This window comes from Oceanispirochaeta crateris, assembly GCF_008329965.1.
In the GTDB taxonomy this organism is placed as follows: domain Bacteria; phylum Spirochaetota; class Spirochaetia; order DSM-2461; family DSM-2461; genus Oceanispirochaeta; species Oceanispirochaeta crateris.
In genome coordinates this window covers 2,083,837-2,102,335 of sequence record NZ_CP036150.1, presented here as the reverse complement: position 1 = coordinate 2,102,335, position 18,499 = coordinate 2,083,837, and the positions used below count along the sequence as shown (strand labels likewise).

Annotated in this window: 18 protein-coding genes; 11 read left to right on the top strand and 7 right to left on the bottom strand. The window is 47.4% G+C overall.

Annotation, left to right across the window (positions count from 1 at the left end):
- Positions 1–11 precede the first annotated feature (11 nt).
- The 3 genes from EXM22_RS09540 to EXM22_RS09530 all read left to right on the top strand — a co-directional run bounded on the left by EXM22_RS09540 (position 12) and on the right by EXM22_RS09530 (position 1,522).
- Positions 12–467, top strand: coding sequence for a universal stress protein (locus EXM22_RS09540; protein ID WP_149486297.1), 456 nt, complete (start codon positions 12–14; stop codon positions 465–467).
- Positions 468–602: 135 nt separating this feature from the next.
- Entirely contained in the window at positions 603–1,052 is a 450-nt protein-coding gene (locus tag EXM22_RS09535; RefSeq protein ID WP_149486296.1) for a rubredoxin-like domain-containing protein, read from the top strand.
- Positions 1,053–1,084: 32 nt separating this feature from the next.
- The gene (locus tag EXM22_RS09530; RefSeq protein WP_149486295.1) at positions 1,085–1,522 is read left to right on the top strand and encodes a 4Fe-4S dicluster domain-containing protein; all 438 of its coding nucleotides are present in this window, start codon (positions 1,085–1,087) and stop codon (positions 1,520–1,522) included.
- Positions 1,523–1,535: 13 nt separating this feature from the next.
- Here EXM22_RS09530 and EXM22_RS09525 read toward each other — a convergent pair whose 3' ends face one another.
- Together EXM22_RS09525 and EXM22_RS09520 are read right to left on the bottom strand one after the other, a co-directional pair.
- On the bottom strand, positions 1,536–2,222 hold the full coding sequence (locus EXM22_RS09525) for a response regulator transcription factor (RefSeq protein WP_149486294.1): 687 nt from the start codon (positions 2,220–2,222) through the stop codon (positions 1,536–1,538).
- Positions 2,219–3,928: a sensor histidine kinase gene (locus EXM22_RS09520; protein ID WP_149486293.1), complete on the bottom strand. Its 1,710-nt coding sequence runs from the start codon at positions 3,926–3,928 to the stop codon at positions 2,219–2,221. The genes EXM22_RS09525 and EXM22_RS09520 overlap by 4 nt, the downstream gene beginning before the upstream one ends.
- 144 nt (positions 3,929–4,072) lie before the next feature.
- Between EXM22_RS09520 and EXM22_RS09515 the strand changes: the two genes are divergently transcribed.
- The 8 genes from EXM22_RS09515 (at position 4,073) to cmk (ending at position 13,068) form a co-directional block, all read left to right on the top strand.
- Positions 4,073–5,365, top strand: coding sequence for an efflux RND transporter periplasmic adaptor subunit (locus EXM22_RS09515; RefSeq protein ID WP_168203436.1), 1,293 nt, complete (start codon positions 4,073–4,075; stop codon positions 5,363–5,365).
- Positions 5,366–5,464: 99 nt separating this feature from the next.
- Entirely contained in the window at positions 5,465–6,175 is a 711-nt protein-coding gene (locus tag EXM22_RS09510; RefSeq protein WP_149486291.1) for an ABC transporter ATP-binding protein, read from the top strand.
- Positions 6,165–7,520, top strand: a complete 1,356-nt coding sequence (locus EXM22_RS09505; RefSeq protein WP_149486290.1) for an ABC transporter permease — start codon at positions 6,165–6,167, stop codon at positions 7,518–7,520. The genes EXM22_RS09510 and EXM22_RS09505 overlap by 11 nt, the downstream gene beginning before the upstream one ends.
- 24 nt (positions 7,521–7,544) lie before the next feature.
- Entirely contained in the window at positions 7,545–8,858 is a 1,314-nt protein-coding gene (locus EXM22_RS09500) for an ABC transporter permease (RefSeq protein WP_149486289.1), read from the top strand.
- Positions 8,859–8,862: 4 nt separating this feature from the next.
- Positions 8,863–10,149 (top strand): TolC family protein, encoded by a 1,287-nt coding sequence (locus tag EXM22_RS09495; protein WP_149486288.1) that lies wholly within the window; start codon positions 8,863–8,865, stop codon positions 10,147–10,149.
- 99 nt (positions 10,150–10,248) lie between these two features.
- Positions 10,249–11,655 (top strand): UDP-N-acetylmuramate--L-alanine ligase, encoded by a 1,407-nt coding sequence (gene murC, locus EXM22_RS09490; RefSeq protein WP_246157000.1) that lies wholly within the window; start codon positions 10,249–10,251, stop codon positions 11,653–11,655.
- Positions 11,652–12,518, top strand: a complete 867-nt coding sequence (locus tag EXM22_RS09485) for a YicC/YloC family endoribonuclease (protein ID WP_149486286.1) — start codon at positions 11,652–11,654, stop codon at positions 12,516–12,518. The genes murC and EXM22_RS09485 overlap by 4 nt, the downstream gene beginning before the upstream one ends.
- A complete protein-coding gene (gene cmk, locus EXM22_RS09480; protein WP_149486285.1) occupies positions 12,508–13,068 on the top strand; it encodes a (d)CMP kinase in 561 nt (186 codons plus the stop codon). Before EXM22_RS09485 ends, cmk begins: the two co-directional genes overlap by 11 nt.
- 82 nt (positions 13,069–13,150) lie before the next feature.
- Here cmk and EXM22_RS09475 read toward each other — a convergent pair whose 3' ends face one another.
- The 5 genes from EXM22_RS09475 to EXM22_RS09455 form a co-directional block, all read right to left on the bottom strand.
- Complete coding sequence (locus EXM22_RS09475) at positions 13,151–13,405, bottom strand: SHOCT domain-containing protein (protein ID WP_149486284.1); 255 nt, start codon at positions 13,403–13,405, stop codon at positions 13,151–13,153.
- A gap of 103 nt (positions 13,406–13,508) precedes the next feature.
- Positions 13,509–14,639, bottom strand: a complete 1,131-nt coding sequence (locus EXM22_RS09470; protein WP_149486283.1) for a diguanylate cyclase — start codon at positions 14,637–14,639, stop codon at positions 13,509–13,511.
- A 189-nt stretch (positions 14,640–14,828) separates the two neighbouring features.
- Positions 14,829–17,282 carry a heavy metal translocating P-type ATPase gene (locus EXM22_RS09465; protein ID WP_168203435.1) on the bottom strand — a complete coding sequence of 818 codons (2,454 nt, stop codon included), beginning with the start codon at positions 17,280–17,282 and terminating at the stop codon, positions 14,829–14,831.
- 19 nt (positions 17,283–17,301) lie between these two features.
- A complete protein-coding gene (locus tag EXM22_RS09460) occupies positions 17,302–17,598 on the bottom strand; it encodes a metal-sensitive transcriptional regulator (protein ID WP_149486282.1) in 297 nt (98 codons plus the stop codon).
- 92 nt (positions 17,599–17,690) lie between these two features.
- Entirely contained in the window at positions 17,691–18,479 is a 789-nt protein-coding gene (locus EXM22_RS09455; RefSeq protein ID WP_149486281.1) for a hypothetical protein, read from the bottom strand.
- Positions 18,480–18,499: the final 20 nt, after the last annotated feature.

The window sequence follows — 18,499 nt, the reverse complement described above, 5'->3', positions numbered from 1 at the left end:
TGAGGAATTGTATGCCATATAAAAATTTGTTTAAGAAAATCCTGTTCTGTACAGATTTCAATACAGATGCCCAGGAAGCCTACCACTATGCCCTGAATATTGCAGAAGGGAATCCTGGGAGTGAGCTGATCATCTTTCATGTTATTCCCGAACCGGATGCCCAGTTTTGGAAGTCCTATATCTACGATGTTGAGGATGTGGATGACAAGGCACGCCAGGCTATTGATTCCAAAATATCCGATGCCTATCTGAGCAAAATTCCTTCCGGAATCAGCAGCTCTGTCAAGATTGCTAGCGGAAATGTGGGAGACCAGATTCTGAAAGAGGCACAGTCTGATGAAATTAATTTGATCATCATCGGACGGGGAGCGGGGGCCAATATGATCAATCGTCTCCTGGGAGACTTCATTAAAAAACTCATACATAAAGCGCACTGCCCGGTCCTGGTTATTCCCGAGAATAAATAATCTGGTCACAGAAAATATGATGATTATACTCATGATTTAGCACTCTTTAAGAGCCTTTCTGAGTCCTCAAAAAATAGAAAATTTGGCTTCATTCGATAAAGGAACGGTGGTATACTGGACGGGAGAGGTGAGCATATGCCCAATACCAGTACATTTTCAGATAACAGTTTGTCCATCATTTTCAGTAACCTTGCTAAAGCCGCCGGTAGGCAACAGAATTATGAAACCGAAGAATTTTATAATGGTCTTTCCGGTGAATACACAGCAAGTAAGAGCGGAATTAAAGATTTATCCGCCTTAAAAGAAAATATTGCCCAAAGTTTGAAGCAAGACTATCCGGAACTGCAGAAACAAGCAGAATCAATAGGAGACAGAGGTGTTTTACGCGCTTTGAAATGGGGTGAGAAGGTCACAACAATACAAAAAAGCCTGGTAGACCGATTTCTTTCAAAAGGGGAGAGCCTGATGGAAGGGAAGGATATTTTTATCTGCGAAGCCTGTGGATTTATTTTTCTGGGTGAGACAGCCCCCGCAATCTGCCCTGTTTGTAAGGCTCCTGAATCCCGTTTCAGCAAGATTAAATAAGACAATACCATTCCATATAAGGAGATCCTAATATGTATGCATCCAGAAATATAACCCTTTGTACCAAAGACTGTCTGTGCCTTTTTGTTTGTCCCACAGCTGCGACAGATACAGAATCCGGGCAGATTGATAAGAGTCTCTGCATCGACGGGTGTCGTCAGTGTGTGGATGCCTGCCCGTCCCACGCCATATACCTTGTAACAGAAGAGTATCCCAAGGTCCAGACTAAGGACCCTCAGCAGGCTAAGGCACTTCATCAGCTGATGGAGACCAAGAGTGTCCAGATGGATGCCGCCCGGTCTTTGGCCGCTTCTTCAGAAAATCCTGGAGTTAAAAAACTGGCAAAGGCATTGGAAAGATCCTGCCGTATCCTTGGTGAAGACTGTGCCAGGGAATCAGGATTTATGATGCCCCAGGCCGATAATGCCGTAGAATTATTAAATAAATTAGGCCTCAAGTCTCCCGACTGATCCGGCCTTTAAGTCAGGGGATAAACTTATATCCCCGGCCCCGGAGTGTTTGAATATGCCGGGGCAACTCGGATTCTCCCAGTTTCTGTCTCAGTTTAGCAATATGAACGTCCACGGTTCTTGTCGTTGTTTCACTCTCATAGCCCCAAACCTCATCCAGGATAGTGTCTCTTTTCAAGAGCTCTCCCGGGTGTTTCACAAGATATTGCAAGAGGGCAAACTCCTTGGCAAGGAGATCTATCTTATCATCCTTCCGGGTGAGAGTTCCTGTATTCAGATCAAGAGTAAAATCTCCAAACTCAAAGTAAGGCTTTGTGCTGTTTTTTGCAGTCGGCAGGTTTGATCTTCTCAAAAGGGCCTCTATTCTTGCCAAGAGAAGGCCCATATCAAAGGGTTTGGCCATATAATCATCGGCTCCCTGGCGGAGCCCCATGATGCTGTCCAGGTTTGTATTTCGAGCCGTGAGCATCAGGATGGGAGTGTTGATTTTTTTACTGCGTAGATTCTGACAAACGGCAAAACCATCCCGTCCGGGAAGCATGATGTCGAGGATCATCAGGTCGTATTCTCCAGTCTCAGCTTCTTCCTGTCCGCTAATTCCATCACCTTTGACACTCGTCTCGTAGCCTTCAGCTTGGAGGCGGTCTTCTAAGGTCATTTGTACACCAGGTTCATCTTCTACTATCAATATGCGGGTCATGTGTGATCCTCCGTGGTTTTGCATTGGCAGGGCAGGTCAAGAACAAATCGGCAGCCCCTTTGCTTTTCAGGACTCAATTTCTTATAAGGACTCTCCAGGCGGAGAGTTCCACCCAATAATTCTGTTTTTTTACGGGCGATGAAAAGTCCCAGACCACTGCCTCTGATCTGATGTTCTCTGGTAAAGAGGGTCCTGTAAAAAGGATCAAAGATTTTTTTCTGTTCAGCCGGTGGAATTCCGGGGCCTTCATCTTCGATGATCACTCTCAGTTTTCCCGCTATGAGATAACGGAATTTGATTCTCAGAGGAGAGGACGCAGCAGGGCAGCCGTGGGTCATGGCATTGCCGATCAGGTTGGAGAGGATGAGTTTTGTTTCATCCGGGTAGCCAGTAACGGATTCAGGGAATCCTTCAAGATTCCAGCTTATCTGAATATTCTTGTCTTCGGCCCATGCGGCAAAGCGTCCCTTTAATTCATCCACTAGAGCAGTCATATCCAGGTCTATCTGGGACGTCTGTTTTTGATGATTTCCTTCCATGCTTGAAAAAAGAAGAATCTCTTCCACCATGGCGCTGAGGCGCTGAACCTGGTCTTTCATCACCTGTCCGTAGCGGGCTACTTTTTCGGGAGCGATGATTCCTATTGATAGATTATCCGCTGCCGATTGGATCACCGTTAAAGGGGTCCTCAGTTCATGAGTCATGGAGGCTACAAATTCATTTTCACGACTCCGCATCCTTTTCAGCTTTTTCATCTGAATCATGAGGAGAAGGAAGACGAGGGCTGTTCCCAAAATCACCAGGTTGCTGAGAAGCCAGTACAGGGCTGATTTCTTCTCTAGATCAGCATAGTAGGGAGCCTTGTCAAAGCCTATGCTGAGAATCCTGTCGGACTTTTTAACAGGATTCATTTCCGGTCTAATTGGAAAAATCCGGTCCTTGAAATTTTTAACAATTTCATCAGTCTTAGAACTCTCGTTTTCGAGCATCTCCTTATCTCCCGGAATGAAGGGATGACGGTTGTCAAAATCAATGGGCAGATGGATGAACAAATCTGCCTTGGTATTATGGGGCCAGCCGATGAGAGCCGCCAGGGGTTGGAAGCGGATGTTTTCCTCAGATTCATAGGGAGCCTTATAGTTCACAGGATCTTCACTTATATCAATCCACTGCAGGGAGTACCCAGGGAGAGATTCTTCAACCGCAGGTTGTATGTAGTAGCGTGCCATTCCTTCGGTGTCCAGAATCACCTGTAAACGGATATCTTCTCTTCCCTGAGGTGTGTGTGAAAGAATTGTTTCAAGAGGTCCGGTTTCAAAAGTAGGCATACTTTGGATCGAAAATTCTCCCTCCTTGAGGGATGCATCAGAACGGGGATCAATATGAAAGAAGGATGCTTCTCTGATGAGGAAGGGAATCTGACCATCCGGCCCATAGTCTGCAATAAGAGAGTCTAGAGAGGCCTGCAAGCTTTCATCACTGGAGCTGTCCAGTTTTTGTATGGTCTGTACCAGTAGAATCATCCTCTGGTATTCCCGCGCATAGGTTCCCAGGACTATAGATTCCAGTTTCTGAACTTCTCTGTAATTGTTCTGTATGAGATCGGCTTTGAAGAATTTGTACAGTATGAGGTTGGCCACACCAGTCAAAATAAGGAGAAGGATGATCAGCAGAAGAGTGGAGTAGTCTTTTTTGTTCGCTTCCATGGGTCTACCTTACCTTTTTAGAAGATTTCAAGCCACAAAAAAAACATTTGAATGACCCATATTTTACATATTTTACATTTCTTTTACACCGCATTAACCAAGGAGATTCCAAGAAAGAATAGAGTCTTTACTGAGGAGATTTTCATGTCAGTAGAGAAAAAGATCATTCAAATGGATGATGTGACCCCAAAGTCCAGCAAGGAGAAGAAGAAGAGGAAGGTACTAACGGGTCTGTCAATTCTTGTTCTGATCCTGGGTATCTGCGGATTCTTCTGGTTTTCGGCGCAACCGGAAACTTTCACAGTCAAGGACTATGAAAGTGCCCAGGTAAGATCCGGGCAGTTTATCTCAACCACTGAGGCCAGCGGAACGGTTATTTTGCCCACCCAGGTGGAAATTGTTAGTCCTGTTGAGGGATATGCCGAGGAATTGTACGTAGATGAGGGAGATGTGGTTACTCCTCAGGATGTATTGGCCGTTTTGAATGTGCCCGATCTGGATGATGATTTCAATGAGTTGAGTCTCAGTCTGGTACAGGCCAGGATCGAACTTGAAAGCCTCGAAAACAGTTCCGTTTATACAATCCAGGCTCTGGAAAGAACCATAAGCCGGCTGGATGCGGATATTCTGGAAGCCGAGGCAGATGTTCAGACATATAAAGAGCTGGCGAGCCTGAAGAGTTCCCGCCAGAGTGATTATGAAGACGCCCTGGATGTACTTGAAGACCTGATAGAACAAAGGGAAGACAGCCAGGCTACTCTGGATGAAGCCATCAGCTCCGGTCTTATCGACAAAAGAAAACAGCAGGCAGCCATAAACCAGTTAGAAGTAGAGCTGGCAATCGTTTTGCAGGATATTGAAGAAACAAAAATCAAGAGTCCCATTGCGGGTGAAGTCCTGAGTATCAATGAGACTCTTGCTATTAAAAGCAGTCTGATTGAGCAGTCGGATTCTCTGTTTATAGTGGCCGACCGGTCGGACGTTTATATCGATTTTGATGTGTATGAACAGTATGCGGGACTCCTGGACGAAGGAGGAGAAATGACGGTTACTATCGGAACAAATACCATGAAAGCCAGCATCATCAAGATTGGAAAAATAGCCACCATGGATACGGATGGCCTTTCTGCCATGATAAGCGTGAGAGCTAAGCCGGAAACAGAACTGACCCTCACTCCCGGTGCTTCGGCCGTGGCATCCATCACACTGGAAGTTCAGGATAATGTCCTGCTTCTTCCCCGCGGGGCTTGGCTGACAACGGGAAATCAAAAATATGTTTACCTCATACAGGGAAATAAGGCCGTAAAAACAAAGGTAACCCTGGGTGAGATTCAAGGGAATGATGTGGAGATCCTTCAAGGCTTGAGCGCCGGGGATGAGATCATTACCGGAAGCTATCAGAGCTATATTGATATGGACGAAATAACACTCAAGTAACACAACACTCTTGAATTTGAGGACTTGAGTGGATAAGGCAGCAGAGTTTCACGGGAACCCTGGTGATATAAAACAAGTAGACTTATAGGAGTTTTACAAATGATTAAAATGATAAATATCAATAAACAGTATGACCTGGGAGATACTCAAGTCAGGGCTCTCAAGGATGTTTCCTTAGAAATCCAGAGGGGAGAATATATTGCTATCATGGGACCTTCGGGTTCCGGGAAATCAACACTCATGCATATTTTGGGTATCCTGGACAGCATTTCATCGGGCCAGTATTTCCTGGAAGACTATGAAATTTCTTCTCTTCCCGATAAGGAACAGGCCCGGATTCGTAATCGCCATTTTGGGTTTATTTTTCAGAGCTTTAACTTGTTTCCCGAGCTCAGCGCCCTTGAAAATGTGATGCTGCCCATGAGTTACGCCGGGGTTCCCTGGCAGAAAAGAAAGTCCCGGGCCATCGAACTGCTGGACGAAGTCGGACTGGGTCACCGGATGAACCACCTGCCTACCATGATGAGCGGTGGTGAGCAGCAGAGAGTGGCCATCGCCCGGTCTCTTTCCAATGAACCAGACCTGATTCTAGCGGATGAGCCCACGGGAAATCTTCCTACCGATAAGGGAGAGGAGATCATGCAGATCCTCGAAAAATTCAATAAACAGGGTGTCACCGTTGTCATGGTTACTCACAACCCCGATCAGGGGAAACGGGCCAATAGAATCATCAATCTTCAGGATGGTGTATTACAGAATGAACTTTCATCGAATGATTCTATAAAGAGGGAGGACCTCCGTGCTGAATGAACCTTTTAAAATTATCATCAGACGTTTTGGAGACCGTTTTTTGGAATCAGGACTGCTGATCATCGCCGTAGCACTGGGAATCGGAGCCGCTTCTTCGGGGATAGCCCTTTTGGCCAATACTGTGAGCCTCAGTCGTGAAATCCTCGACTCTCCGGGGTACAAGGAAATTGTTGTTTCCACCGTCGGTGATGCCGACGATATGGAGGCTCCCGTCAGCCTAAAAGCCGTGGTAGAGACGGCTGTTCTTACCTCGGAGGACCTCTCCGCTGCCGACCTGGCACCGGCGGTGACCTTTGCCTATGTGAAAAATAATTCCAGAATCCATTTTATAAATGAGGAGACTGTGGCCCGGGAGCAGGAACGGCAGCAGAGGCCTGATGGTGGCGATGGAAACCAGCCTCCAGAAGGACCAGAAGGAGATGACAGGCCTCGGGAAGATTCTTTTAGTGCCGAAGATCTGGCCGAAGCGGTAGGAGAAAGCAACATTATCATCGCAGAAACCGAGGAATCCAGTGGTTATGAGGTCACTCCGGGATATTTTGATGCCTGGGACACCCAGCTGGTCGCGGGCAGCCTTTTTTCCGAACAGGATATGACTGGAAACTCCTCCATTGTGGTTCTGGGGCAGGATCTGGCCGACTCTCTTTTAGAAGAAGGCTCTGATTATGACTCTCTTCTGGGCAGGCAGCTCCTCACCAGAGAAGGCCTTTATTCAATCATAGGAGTTGTGAAAGGGGAGGAGGATACGGATCTCTATTATTCTCCCTACAGGAGCAGAGGCTCCGGGGATTTCAGGCGTTCTGCCATGAATACTCAGCTTCGATTTGCCGTGGAGGATCCCGATGAGCTGGATGCAACATCCTCACAGTTGCAGCAGTGGTTTGATAGCCAGTTTGGAGGACAGCAGCTGGTGATCTCAAATCCCCGGTCCGAGGCTCAGCAGCTGATGAACCGGAATACGGGTATTGCCCTGCTGATCATGTTTTTATCCCTTTCGGGACTTTTTATCGCCTCTGTAAACGTGTCTAATATTCTGGTGAGCCGCGCCATGAGGATGAAGAAGCATGTGGGTATCCTCATGGCCTTGGGGGCCTCCAGGCAGCAGGTCTCGTTGCTCTTTGCATCAGAATCGCTGGGCATCACCCTAATTGGAGCACTTCTTGGTACGATCTTGTCCCTTCCATTGGCAAGAACAATGCAGGAGTCTCTGGATATCACCGGTGGTACGGGGCTGTACACGCTATTGGGTGTTGTTATTTCCATGGCATTGACCCTCTTATTCGGTCTATTGCCGGTAAGACAGTATGCCAAAATCGACCCGGCCATCGCCATGAGGGCTGCCTGAGGGCTGGTCAAAATAAGGATAAAAATGATGAAGAAGTTTATAAATATGCTGATTCGAAACTGGTCCGGATCGTCGGTTAAGATTCTCCTGACCCTGGGTGCCGTGGCCTTGGGAACTGGCATCTTGATTCTGACAAATAGCGCCGGCCTTATTCTGGAAGAACAGATCACCGCCGAGATGGATAAAGAGGGTCTCATCCTTTATGTGGCCAACGGCGAATGGGACTCCTTAGGCAAGGTGGAAGAAGCAAGACCCACTGAATGGGACTCCACGGCACCTTCTGTCCTGCTGAGTGATCTGGATTCGATCAATTTTGCCGTTCCCCTGATCACTCCCGCTTTTAATCAGGTTACCACAGAGGGAAAATCCTATAATCTGAGGAATGCCGTCGGTTCGGGACCGGCCTATTTTAACGTGTTTTCTCTGGATATTATTGCCGGAAACCCCATGACAGACAATGATTTGGAGATGGGTCTTAAAAAGGTCTGGATCAGTTCGGAAATGGCCGAACTCCTGTATGGCTCGGTTGACGCGGCCGTTGGAAAGTGGATACAGCCTCCAGGTGAGATGTTGAACAGGGGCAGGCCCGGTGGTCAGGCTCAAAATGTGGTGCAGCAGTATTCCGTGACAGGAGTCTTTGAGTCTCCCAGTGAGGTCACCCGGCGTTCATACGGGATTGGCGACATGATCTACCCCTATACGGCGTTGATCACAGCCGGCGGGAACAAGCAGATGATGCTGGACATGATGTCTGCCCAGTTTGTGGTTCAAGCCGATGGAAAGTCCGTCGAAAAGCTCTCCTCCTCCATCCGTCAGGTCTTAACAAGCAATTTTGGCGATGACCTTTCCATCATCATCTGGGAGGGGTCTACCCGGGGAACCTCATCCTATATGGAAGAACTCAGGCAGTCGGTGAATGTCTTTACGGTTTCCCTCTCTATTCTGGGGATTGTCCTTTTATTGACCAGCTCCCTCGGAATTTTCAGTATCATGGTTGTAGAAGCCTTAAACCGTCGTAAGGACATTGCCCTGGAAAGAGCTCTGGGCGCCTCGAAGAAGGATGTCATCAAGGAGTTCTGGATGTGGTCGCTCACCCTGAGCCTCACGGGAGCCATGATCGGAGTTATTCTCTCCCTGGCTCTGGCAGGTCCTGTGCTCAATACGTTGTCTCCCTTAGTGGGAGAAGTGTCCGCCCAGTTCAGTGAAGCCGCGGGTATCAAGCTCCTTTCCGTATTCAGAGGTGTTTTCTTTGCCGTTCTCTTCGGCGGTGTTCTGGGAATACTCCCTTCCTTCTCTGCGGTGAAAGGCAATATTGCCGAAACCCTGAGGGAGGCTTGAAAATATGTCTTTCAAATACCTTATAGTTCTGGGATTGTTGATTCTTTCACGATTCGGTTTGGAGGGGCAAAGCCTGGACTCTCTCGAATCCATTAAGAATTATGCCCTGGAGAACAGCACAGAATACAAAAGAGTCCTTCTGGATGTGGCCATAGCGCGCAACCAGTTGGACGGTATCCTTAATCTGGATGAAACCTCATTTTCTCTGAGTACCGACAGCGATGAAGATGAAGATTGGACCTCCACCGCGGCGGTTTCTCTTCCCCTCATTGACCAACTGGGTTTCAGCGGATCTATCAATAATGATGCCAGTGGCAGCCTGGGGCTGTCATTCTCACCCCTGACACACTCTGACAGCCGAGAACAATTACAAATTAATTATGATGTTGCTCTTTTACTGGCAGAAGAAACGGCTGTCCTTACGGAAAACAAGGCGCTTTCTGCCGTGTTGAACTGGATGACTTACAGTCAGCAGTTGGCTGTCCAGGAAGAAATCGTCACCGTGAAGGAGACGGTCTACCGGGATCAGAAAATCCGGTATGAAGCCGGAGAGGCCACATTGGACGATGTTAGGGATGATCTGGTGGACTGGACCGAAGCGAGGACGGCCCTGTCGAATATGCAGGTCCTTCTCAGAGCCGGGGAGTCGGAACTCCTTCAGACGCTCGGAACAAGCCTTGATGCCGCCGGGATAGAAATCATTTCTACAGAGGATCTTATGAGCGATCTGGATAATCTCAAGAAAAGCATTACTCCCGAGAGTGCAAATCCATCCAGTGTCTACGATGTAACTTCCTCCTATAAAAATGTGGAACGTTCTGAGCATACCCTCTCTAACACCTGGATCTTTGACCCGGAGGTCAATATGACCGGGAGCATTACGATTCCGTTAGGAAGTTCGTCTCTGTCTTCTGACACCCTGGAATGGGAAGCGGGCATCGAGTTTGTGTTCTCCCTGGATGACTGGCAGGGGAAAGAGAAAGAGCTGAACAGACAGGACCTGGAATTATCCCGATTGGAATCGAAACAGGCCGAGATGGAAAGCCGCCTGAATCTTCAGCAGGTTCTCATCACTCTGGAAACCTCCCAGCAAAACAGCACTCTGGCTGAATTGGAAATGGAACAGTCCCGTGAGCTCTACGACGAGGCTTTGTTCCTTCAGGAGGCTGGGGAATATTCCTCTGCCGAAACCGAAGATGCCAGGCTCCTTTATGAGCAGGCCCGGGTGAACTATTTTGACATGCTGGCAGAGGAATATATGGCTTGGCGGGCTCTCATGCCATACCTGTGAGGTCTTGATGACTTCGCTTGCCTCCCCGGCAGAAACTATTATATGATCTGGGCTATGAGAAAACAGTCCTTTTCCTTACGATCAGGTCAAAATGTTTATATGGTAGGCATTAAGGGGACAGGCATGGCTGCCCTGGCCGAGATTTTTCAATCCAGGGGTCTGAATGTTACAGGCTCGGATGTGGATGAGGAATTTTATACAGACAGGGTTCTCCGGGAAATAGGAATTCCCTATTTCAATGGATTTTCTGTCGATCAAATACCCCTAAACCTGGATTTTGCCATCCGTTCGGCAGCCTATGGAACGGAACATCCCGAAGTTGCAGAATTGCTTAAACGGGACGTACCCCTCTTGCTCTATGCCGAAGCCCTGGGATTACTCTCCCGGGAACATTCCGCGGCGGCCGTTGCCGGAGTGCATGGAAAAACCACCACAACAGCCCTTTGCGGAACCCTCGTTCAAGCCCTGGGACTTCCCGGCACGGTTCTTGTCGGTAGTGCCGTCCCCGCCTTTGGGAACCGGTCGACCCTTGTTCAGGGACATGATTTTTTTCTGGCGGAAACCTGTGAATACAGGCGTCATTTTATGAATTTTTCTCCCGACCGCATGATCCTCACCTCTGTAGAGGCCGATCATCTGGATTACTTCAAGGACGAAGCGGATGTGGAAAACGCCTTCTGTGATTTTATTGCTACCCTCCCCGAAAAAGGGGCTCTTATCTACTGCCATGATGATCCGGGAGCCAGGCGCACGGCCATGCGCATGGCAGATCAGCGGCCGGATATCCGCATGATTCCCTATGGGTTTCAAGTGACCGGTTCCGGGAAAATCACCAAGATACAATCAGATGCCTCCGGGGAAAATCATTTTAGAGTGGAAGGCCTACATACCGGGTTCAGGCTTCGGATTCCAGGAGATCACATCATCCTGGATGCTGCTGCGGCTCTCCTGCTGGTGCTGGATCAGTTTGACTCTCTTGGGGGCTGTTCTTTGGATGATCCAGAAATCCAGAAATCCCTGGAAGAGGGAATCTACAACTTTACGGGAAGCCGCCGAAGGTCTGAAATCATAGGGGAATCCCAGGGAATCCTTGTCATGGATGATTACGGACACCATCCTTCTGCAGTCAAAAAAACACTGGAAGGCATTCGGGAGTTCTACCCCGGCCGGCGAATCATCGTGGATTTTATGTCCCATACCTACTCTCGAACGGCCGCCTTATTAGACGATTTTGCCAAGTCCTTTGGAGCCGCGGATGAGGTCATTCTCCATAAGATCTATGCCTCCGCCCGAGAGGTCTTTAATGGGAAGATCAGCGGTAAAGATCTCTATGAAAAAACCTGCGAACATCATAAATTGGTGCGCTATTTTGAAGAGCCCGAGGAGGCTCTTCCCTATTTGAAAGAAACCCTGAAAGAGGGTGATCTCTTCGTGACTATGGGAGCCGGGGATAACTGGCAACTGGGGCGGAGCGTTTTAAAGAGTCTGAAGGAGACACAATCATGATCAGTATGACTGGCTACGGCTACAAAGAATTTCAAAATGAGAAGGTCCGTTTTTCTCTGGAAATGAAATCTTACAATAATCGGTATCTGGACTTAATCCTCAACCTTCCCGGACCCCTGTCTCCCCTGGAAGGTCAAATCAGAGCCCTTGTCAGCGGCCGTCTTAGTCGAGGAAGGGTCGAAGTCTATCTCAGAATGAAAGAGCTGGAGGAAGACCTCTCTCTGGCAGTGGATAAAACAGCCGTCATGGCTTATGCCGAGACCTTGAGAGAAGTTCAGGCTCTTGCCGGAATTGACGGGGATATTACTCTGGAGCAGCTTCTTGGGATGGAAGGAATTATCAAGACAGATAAAAAAAGAGATCTTGAAGGCTTGTATGAGTTGATTGAGTCCCTGTTTCAGGATGTTCTGGCACAGCTTATTGAAGCCAGACAGACAGAAGGGGCAGAAACCACTAAAGACATCATGGGGCAGATTGACTTCATGGAAGATTGTGTGAATCAGATCACGGCCTTTGCCCCCCGTATGCAGGAACAGATCACAACGAATCTGAAAGAAAAATTCGATGAAATCGTGCAGGGCAAAGCGGATGAAAGCCGCATTCTGGCCGAAATTGCCATTCAGCTTGTTCGTTTTGATATCAACGAAGAACTGCAGAGGTTGAATACCCATTTGGAAGGATTCAGAAATATAGCCGCATTGGATGAACCAGTGGGGAAGAAACTGGACTTTCTTTGTCAGGAAATCAACCGGGAAGTCAACACAATCGGATCAAAAAATACCCTTGTTGAAATTGGCAGGATCGTTGTGGACATGAAAGATTCATTAGAAAAAGTAAGGGAGCAGCTTAAAAATGTTGAATAAGAAAGCCTTCAGGATTGCTATTTCAGGACGCAGTGGGTGTGGAAACTCTACGGTGAGCAGTATCCTGTCGGAACGGCTCGGATTGAAGTTAGTCAACTATACCTTTCATAATATTGCCGAAGACAGAGGAATCGATTTTAAGGAACTCTGCCAGATGGCAGAAAATGACCCCCAATGGGACTATTTTGTTGATGAGAACCAGGTCAAACTTGCCATGGAAGGACCCTCCGTATTGGGGTCCCGTCTGGCCATTTGGATGCTCAAAGAGGCGGATCTTAAGGTCTTTTTAACGGCCAGTCCGGAGACCAGAGCCTCCCGTATTCATGAGAGGGAAGGGGGAGTCTTTGAACAGAGGATGGTGGAAACCCATGCCAGAGATGAGCGGGATCATGCCCGGTACAAGAGACTCTATGAAATTGACAACAATGATTATGCCTTTGCCGATCTCATCATCAACACAGACCGTCTCAACCAGCACCAGGTTGCGGATATCATAGAAAAAGCTGCCAGAGTTGTGGCCGAAGAGAAAGAACATCCCGAAAATTCCTGAATTTAAGTTCTCTATCCTTTCGCTCAAACTAAAAAAAAGGCTCTCCCCTGGGAAGAGCCTTTTTTATAGAGCATTTATAAGCCTATTTCAAATTCAGAGTCTCTTTCTTCTCGATAAACTCGTCTTTGCTTATTTCACCATTGATAAAACGCTTCTGAAGTGTTTCCATGGGAGACTCTCTGTCGGCCGTCAAAGGAAGGTGGGAGCCCTTTCTAAAGGCCAGGTAGACAATACCCAAAATAAGAACCAAACCAATACCTAACATAATATACCCTCCATATTGAACATGTCTGAACCCCATAAATCCATCATAGACACCATTGTGAAAACCATGCATATTCTACCTCATTTCATAGTTGATAAATAAAGAATAGAAATAAGATATGAATAGGATATGAACGGGAGATAGAGAGAGTATTAAAGCAGAAGAATGGATAGATTTAAGAGAATACACATCTGTTTCTGCCTTGGGTCTTTGCCTTATACAAAGCGGTATCTGCAGTTTGAACCAGGTCGTATATGGAGGTTTCCGAATCGGGAATACAAGTTGAGATTCCGCCACTGATGGTCACATATTCATTAATGCTGGAATCATTGTGGTCTATCTTCAAAGCCATGACATCAGTTCTAATCACTTCTATCACTTTTTTTATATAATCTGATTCTGTATTGAACCAGAGGAAGATAAACTCTTCTCCCCCGTAGCGGGCCACCAGGTCAAAGGGTCTTTTCATGGCCAATTCAAATGTTCTGGACAGGGCTCTTAGGCAGTGATCTCCCTGGATGTGGCCGTAAGAGTCATTATATTTCTTAAAATAATCGACATCGGCTATCATGATGGTGATGGGCAGTTTATCTCTAAGGCACTGTTTCCACACTTTCTCGGCAAAATTAAAAAAGTACCGGCGGTTAAAGAGTCCGGTCAAACTATCACGATCTGCATAATAGCTTAGAAGAACAGACTGCTGATACCTTTTTTTATGAGATCTTTCCAGACTGATACCGCCAATAAGAGACACGAGTATGCTCAATGCAAGAATTACGACTTCAGAGGGAGGGCTGTGAAGGGAGGTAAAATATTCAAATTTTGCAGTATAATAGGCAATCAAAAGCGTGAGGGATACGGCGATGGCCAGCATATAATGCAGCCCGCTTAAGAAGAAGCTGAAAAGCACAATGAGAATCAGAGAGGGGTAGAACTGTCCAATGTCTGCTTTTTCTGCCAGCATAACGAGTCTCACGCTGATCAAAGCGGCCGCAAGAAGGGTCAAAAAAATAGAGAGGGGGCAAAGCCAGCTGGTCTTGTTGTACAGATAAATAAGGGTGCTTAGGATTATGAATGGTCCAATCCCCAGGAAGGTCAGCTTAAGGATTTCAGAGCGCCAGGGCTCCTGGAGATAAATCACATCAAGGATGCCGAATATTGCCAGAATGACCGTAGCTGCAATGAGAAAAATCTTATAGTGAAATGGATTTTCTTCCATTTTCCATTTGTAGAAATCATCTGATGTATTTAAAAAGTAAAAAAATCCAGGACTTGTCCCTTTCTGTTTCACTAGTTCAGAATTCATGTCTGATATTCCTTTTTTGAAGATCTAGTTTTTTTAATACATAAAACACAAGTCAATTTCAGATAAGGTCAACACAGTTAAGGAAAATACAATTACATGTACTTACTCTAATATTAGTACAATCCAATGAAATGTCAAAAAAAGAGCAACTCAGGGAGCTGCTCTTGAAGAAAAGATTAAGAAAAATACTTACAGTGGAGTAAAACCGGCTTCGGTGATGGCTGCCTTCACTTCTGCGAGTTTACCCTCATCTGTAAGAGTCAGGGCCACTTCTTTCTTATCTAGATCCACAACGGCAGAGGTCACAGTATCAACCGATCCTGCTGCCTTTTCTACAGACATTTTACAGTGGTTACAGCTCATGCCATCCACTTTTACTACTACATTCATCAGATTCTCCTCGTGTATCTTATCGTTTCTAACCGTAGCAACATGCCCGGATGTATCCATTTTGAAGTTTTTCAGGCTCAGTGAATTGCTTACCACAGAAACCGAACTGAAGGCCATGGCTGCTCCGGCAATGATGGGGTTAAGCAGGCCCAACGCTGCAAAAGGAATGCCTATGGCATTATAGAAAAATGCCCAGAAAAGGTTCTGCTTTATTTTTCCCATGGTCTTGCGGGAGAGTTTTACCGCGGCTGCGATCTCCCGCAGGTCTCCCCTCATCAGAGTGATGTCGGAAGACTCCATGGCAATGTCCGAGCCTTCTCCCATGGCTATACCTGTATTGGAGGTGGCAAGAGCCGGTGCATCATTCACTCCATCACCCACCATGGCCACAATATGACCTGCTTCCTGGAGCTTTTTCACCTCCAAGGCCTTGCCTTCGGGGAGTATCCCCGCCAACACATGATCCACACCCGCCTCTTTGGCAATGGCTGCGGCCGTATGGGGGTTGTCTCCAGTGATCATATACAGCTCAAGGCCCAGATCCTTCAGCATCCGGACACCCTCTGCAGAGTGATCCTTAATCCTGTCTGCCAGGGCAATCATGGCCAGAGGTCTTTCATTGTCTGCCAGGATTACCACTGTGCTTCCCATGGCTTCCAGAGCCGCTTTTTTATGGTCCATTCCCTCCAGAGATAATCCTTCTTCGATGATAAACTCCTCTTTTCCAATGAAGTAGTTTTTACCATCCAAAGAGGCACGGATGCCCTTACCGGGAAAAGAGCTAAAGTTCTCACTCTTTTTGAGTTTCAGACCTTCCTTCCTGGCGGCTGCCACAACCGACTGAGCCAGAGGGTGTTCCGAGTTGTCTTCCAGGCTGGCGGCCAGAGCCAGGAGCTCTTTGTGTGACCATCCTTCCGCCAGAGGAATCAGCTCTTTCATTTCAGGCTTCCCTCTGGTAATGGTTCCAGTCTTATCCAGAACCACAGCAGTCAGTTTGCCCGCCGCCTGCAGGATCTCTCCATTTTTGATGAGTATGCCCCGACCGGCTCCGACACCTGTACCGACCATGATGGCCGTAGGTGTGGCCAGTCCCAGGGCACAGGGGCAGGCAATCACCAGAACAGCCACAGAGGCAATGAGCCCACTGCTCAGGGAGGAGAAGACCAGCCACCATATGAGGAAGGTGAGGGCGGCGATACCAAGAACAACAGGAACAAAGATGGATGCCACCTTATCAGCCAGTTTCTGAATGGGCGCCTTGGACCCCTGGGCCTCTTCCACAATGGATATGATTCTGGCCAATACGGAATCACTGCCCACATGCTCGGCCCTGTAGCGGACTGAACCATAACTGTTGATGGTGCCGCTCACAACCTGATCACCCGGTCCTTTTTCGACGGGCATGCTTTCTCCGGTGATCATGCTCTCATCGGCGGCTGTTGTTCCTTCTAAGATCGGACCATCAACGGGAAATCTCTCCCCCGGTCGGATCACAACAATATCTCCAGTCTGTACATCGGCAATGGGAACATCTATGATGCTGGAATTCCTTTCCACACGGGCCGTTTTCGGCTGGAGGCCCATCAATTTTTTGATGGCTTCCGAAGTCTTGCCCTTGGCACCCGCCTCCAGATATTTACCTAAGAGTACCAGGGTAATAATGATGGCCGAAGCCTCAAAGTAGAGTGCAGGAGCGGCCTCCCCCTGGGCAAAAAAACCGTTGTAGACACTGTAAAAAAAAGCAGAAGATGTACCTAAGGCCACAAGAACATCCATGCCGGGACTTCCTGATTTCAGAGACTTCCAGGCCCCTTTGTAGAAACGGAATCCGATCCAGAACTGAACCGGTGAGGCTAAAATCAGCTGGAGGATGGGTTTGTGCAGAAAGTGAAGGGCTTCGATCTTGAAAAGCATGGCTATCATGGCCAGCATCAAGGGAGCACTCAATAAGGCGGCAATCAGAGTCTGAAGTTTTAAATGATTCAGTTCTTTTTTCTTCTGCTCTTCCTCTGCGCCACTCTCCTCCTTTTGGGGAATAGAGGCTCCATAGCCCGCATTTTCTATGTTTTTTATAACACTCTCTATGAGGCTTTGGACGTCTGTCTTAGATGGATCAAAGCTGACAGTCGCCTTTTCGGTGGCCAGGTTTACCGATGTCTTATCGATGCCCCCAGTCTTCATGATTCCCTTTTCAACATGTGCCACGCAGGAAGCGCAGGTCATGCCCTTTATATTGAATTGAACAATTTCCATATGGATATTCCTTTTGCTGTTATTTCAGCATTTTTCCGATGGTGCCCAGAAGCTCATCTACCGCTTCAATCCTGCCATCTTGAATCTGATGGACAATGCACCCCTTCATATGGGCCTCCAGCAGGGTCTTTTTAACACCCGCAATGGCCGATTCCACACTCATGAACTGGTGGAGGATGTCATCACAGTACACATCTTCATCGATCATCCGTGTAATTCCTCTTATCTGTCCTTCGATCCTGTTCATACGGCTTACCATAGCTTGTTTGGTTTCATATGGATGATGAGCCTTACGGATCTCTTTGACTTTTGACATATAGGATACCCCCCTATAGTATATTGTATTAATAATAGTATTGTTGTCAAGAATGATTCATCTTACCTTATACATTCACTGCAGGACTGTGATTAGAATCGGGCTCCCGCTTCCATTCCTATGCGGACAAATCCCTGGCTGGAAAAAAAATCGTTTGTAAATCCCTGCTGAGTTTCTTCACCATATAGGGATGCTTCGGGAATAATATTCATACCTACTCTGAAATTTTCTCCATGATAGAGATCGATACCCACACCGCTACCCAGGATTAGGCCTCCCAGAATATCGGATTCAATAGACTCACCGCCCGATTCCAGAGGATTGCGAAACTGCCAGAACAGGAAGAGTCCACCCATACGGGCCAAAAGATAGGGGGAAAACACCTTGAGCTTGGGGAACATATAAAAGCGGCCTTCTACTCCTGCAGAAAGAGTAAAGGCGTTGTCTTTAATCGTCTCAAACGCAGGGTGGGAAGGTTTTACATCCAGAAGGTCAAATCCGGCAAAGAGGTAAACTTCCCAGTGATCTATTTTGTCTCCAATGAGGAGTTCACCATTAAAATCAGAAGTAAAATAGGGGCTACCCGTCCAACCCCGCTCACCTCTAAGCAGGACATTCAAGGACACTGGCTCTGAAGGAGATGCCACCATGTCATTATAGTCCGGTTCATCAGGCTCCTGCCTAGAAGGTTGATCCGGCTCCTCTTCTGCCCACCAGGGAGAATCGTCCTCATCCGGAACCTCTCTTGACCCCTCATGGTCGTCTCGGCTTTTATCCATGGCATCCGAGAGACTCCCCCTGTTCCGGGGAGAGGATGTCGTACAAGAGAAGAAGAATGTGAGCGAAAGGAGAGACAGTATCAGGAAAAAAGGAATTTTCATAAGAATATAATAGTATATAT

What these genes read in the sequence shown, in the direction of transcription:
- EXM22_RS09540 (WP_149486297.1), top strand. Translation starts at nt 12, where the DNA reads ATGCCATATAAAAATTTGTTTAAGAAAATCCTGTTCTGTACAGATTTC.
- cmk (WP_149486285.1), top strand. Translation starts at nt 12,508, where the DNA reads ATGTTGAATAAGAAAGCCTTCAGGATTGCTATTTCAGGACGCAGTGGG.
- EXM22_RS09475 (WP_149486284.1), bottom strand. Translation starts at nt 13,405, where the DNA reads ATGCATGGTTTTCACAATGGTGTCTATGATGGATTTATGGGGTTCAGA.
- EXM22_RS09520 (WP_149486293.1), bottom strand. Translation starts at nt 3,928, where the DNA reads ATGGAAGCGAACAAAAAAGACTACTCCACTCTTCTGCTGATCATCCTT.
- EXM22_RS09470 (WP_149486283.1), bottom strand. Translation starts at nt 14,639, where the DNA reads ATGAATTCTGAACTAGTGAAACAGAAAGGGACAAGTCCTGGATTTTTT.
- EXM22_RS09535 (WP_149486296.1), top strand. Translation starts at nt 603, where the DNA reads ATGCCCAATACCAGTACATTTTCAGATAACAGTTTGTCCATCATTTTC.
- EXM22_RS09485 (WP_149486286.1), top strand. Translation starts at nt 11,652, where the DNA reads ATGATCAGTATGACTGGCTACGGCTACAAAGAATTTCAAAATGAGAAG.
- EXM22_RS09530 (WP_149486295.1), top strand. Translation starts at nt 1,085, where the DNA reads ATGTATGCATCCAGAAATATAACCCTTTGTACCAAAGACTGTCTGTGC.
- EXM22_RS09525 (WP_149486294.1), bottom strand. Translation starts at nt 2,222, where the DNA reads ATGACCCGCATATTGATAGTAGAAGATGAACCTGGTGTACAAATGACC.
- EXM22_RS09515 (WP_168203436.1), top strand. Translation starts at nt 4,073, where the DNA reads ATGTCAGTAGAGAAAAAGATCATTCAAATGGATGATGTGACCCCAAAG.
- EXM22_RS09455 (WP_149486281.1), bottom strand. Translation starts at nt 18,479, where the DNA reads ATGAAAATTCCTTTTTTCCTGATACTGTCTCTCCTTTCGCTCACATTC.
- murC (WP_246157000.1), top strand. Translation starts at nt 10,249, where the DNA reads ATGGTAGGCATTAAGGGGACAGGCATGGCTGCCCTGGCCGAGATTTTT.
- EXM22_RS09465 (WP_168203435.1), bottom strand. Translation starts at nt 17,282, where the DNA reads ATGGAAATTGTTCAATTCAATATAAAGGGCATGACCTGCGCTTCCTGC.
- EXM22_RS09460 (WP_149486282.1), bottom strand. Translation starts at nt 17,598, where the DNA reads ATGTCAAAAGTCAAAGAGATCCGTAAGGCTCATCATCCATATGAAACC.
- EXM22_RS09510 (WP_149486291.1), top strand. Translation starts at nt 5,465, where the DNA reads ATGATTAAAATGATAAATATCAATAAACAGTATGACCTGGGAGATACT.
- EXM22_RS09495 (WP_149486288.1), top strand. Translation starts at nt 8,863, where the DNA reads ATGTCTTTCAAATACCTTATAGTTCTGGGATTGTTGATTCTTTCACGA.
- EXM22_RS09500 (WP_149486289.1), top strand. Translation starts at nt 7,545, where the DNA reads ATGATGAAGAAGTTTATAAATATGCTGATTCGAAACTGGTCCGGATCG.